Annotated in this window: 1 protein-coding gene; it reads right to left on the bottom strand. The window is 33.7% G+C overall.

Annotated features, from left to right (window positions below):
• Positions 1-450: 450 nt before the first annotated feature.
• On the bottom strand, positions 451-2,055 hold the full coding sequence (locus GQR46_RS18890; protein ID WP_007582962.1) for a HAMP domain-containing sensor histidine kinase: 1,605 nt from the start codon (positions 2,053-2,055) through the stop codon (positions 451-453).
• Positions 2,056-2,202 lie beyond the last annotated feature (147 nt).

Here is a 2,202-nt window from a genome sequence, read left to right as displayed (position 1 = left end):
GGTGACGAATTTATAACCGATTACTAGAGATTATAGGATTATACCCATTTGTTAACAAGGAAAAAACAAATTGGATAAAAATAAAACAGTAGGGTGTCCAAAGTCTACTAAAAAGGGCAGTGCAAAAACTACTGTTTAATTGATATATACGTGGATGTAGCTATTTGAATCATAAAGTCGAAGCCATTTTCCTTTAATAATTGATACATCATTCAATCAAACAAGGTACTTAAAATAATCAGACTAATTCAAAGCAAAACTATATCACTTTCTAACCTTTCATCAATGTATGTGATACAGCAAAGATAAAAAAGTTCATAAATCGCTTGGTAATATTTATTTAATGCAATTAAATAATGTTACGCGCTTATCACATGCCTCATTAATGAGGTCATTAAATGCTAATTCAAGGATAAATTTTAAATATATGCACTTTTTAGTGATCTTTATTTAAGGAATAGTAATTATAAAGCGAGCACCGTGTTTTTCTTCAAGATCAAACATAACTCTTCCGCCAAGTGCTTGTGTTACTAGGTTGTAGACCAAGTGCATGCCTAAGCCGCTTGCGCCTTGTCCGCGCTTTGAAGTTACAAACGGGTCAAAAATTCTATTTTTAATGTTTTTATCAACGCCTTGACCATTGTCAGAATAAACTATTGTTAATTTTTTCCCTACCAGTTCTACGTCAAAGCGAATTTCATTATTTTCTTTACCTATAAATCCATGAATCACAGAGTTCATAAGCAACTGCTGAAACACTTGTTGCAGAGGTTCAGACTTACTATGAATAGCCAAGTCGGTCGGACAGTTAATAATAACGACAGGCTTTTTAGGCAGAAGTTCAGATTGAATCGATGTTAAAACATCACTTATTAATTTATGTACATTAATATAGGTATTAACACCGTCATCTTGAATAACGGCCACTTTTTTAAAGTTAGATATCAGGTCTGCGGCACGATTTAGATTACGATAAATTAAGTCTAAGTTTTCAATACCTTCATCTATAAAGCGTTTTAGATGGCTTGAGGTAAGTTTTTTATCGTCAAAGCTTTGCTGTATATCTGCCAGTTTATCTCGAAGTAATGTAGAGCCTGTAATACCTAGCCCTATTGGTGTATTCACTTCATGGGCAACCCCAGCAACCATTTGCCCAAGCGATGCCATTTTTTCGTTTTCAACAATTTGCGTTTGGTACTGATGCATTCGCTCAAGGGTTGATAAAAGCTCTTGATTTGCTTCTCTGAGAGCGATTGTTCGCTGGTTTACTTTTTCTTCAAGGCTCTGGTTTAGTTGTTTTATTTCTTGTTTATCTTTTTCGTGGCGCTCAAGTTGCTTTTTGGTGCGTGTAAGCATGATATTTAAACTATTTGAAAGAGCGGTTATTTCTTTTACATCGGTTATTGGCGCGCGTGCATCATAGTTATGATTTTTAGATACATCCTGCAATAGCATGCTTAACTGCTCTATTGGCTTGGCTATACGTCGTTGAACTTTTATAGCAATAAAGTAAACAACGATTAAAATTAATAGAGTTAATAGCACGTCTATTAATATTTTTCTCTCAATATAAGTCTCTAAACTTTCGAGGCTCCCTCGCATATATACATAACCTACCAACTTTTCGTTATCGTAAATAGGGCGGGTTAGTTCAATATGATCGCTCGTAATTCGTGGCGTTTTTAGCTCATCAACACTGTCTATTCTTAACGGCACCGGAGGTGTTTTTTTTGCATTAAAGCTAATAAAAAAAACAGGTTTTTGAGATGCTTTTTCTATTGAATAAATATGTATGTTTTTTACAAGGGGGATATTTTCAAATGACTTGAGGCGTTTTTCTTCTGTTTTTCTATCATCTTCAACTACTGATTTACCAGCATCAAAAGCTACAATTTCAGAAAGTATGACGAGTTTATTAATGATTAATTGCTTTTGCTCTTTTACGCTTAAATAAGTAGATATCGAAATAGATAGCGACAAGCAAATAGCTGTAATAAGCATAATTAAATTTATGAGTGCTTTGCGAATGCTACTTTGATGAACTTTTTTAGGCATTATTTCGTTATCGCCTGAATTAATTTTGATTATTTAGAGTTTTAGTTTAGCAAAGACGGGAGAAAATGAAGGAAAAAAGCTAAATTAATTCTTATATTTATGCGAAGGTTAGCTTGAGCGCGTTTGCACTCAAGCATTTTTAAAAAT

Source organism: Pseudoalteromonas sp. Z1A6 (assembly GCF_011378745.1).
GTDB classification, from domain to species: domain Bacteria; phylum Pseudomonadota; class Gammaproteobacteria; order Enterobacterales; family Alteromonadaceae; genus Pseudoalteromonas; species Pseudoalteromonas arctica.
This window is presented reverse-complemented; position numbering and strand designations above follow the sequence as displayed.

What these genes read in the sequence shown, in the direction of transcription:
- GQR46_RS18890 (WP_007582962.1), bottom strand. Translation starts at nt 2,055, where the DNA reads ATGCCTAAAAAAGTTCATCAAAGTAGCATTCGCAAAGCACTCATAAAT.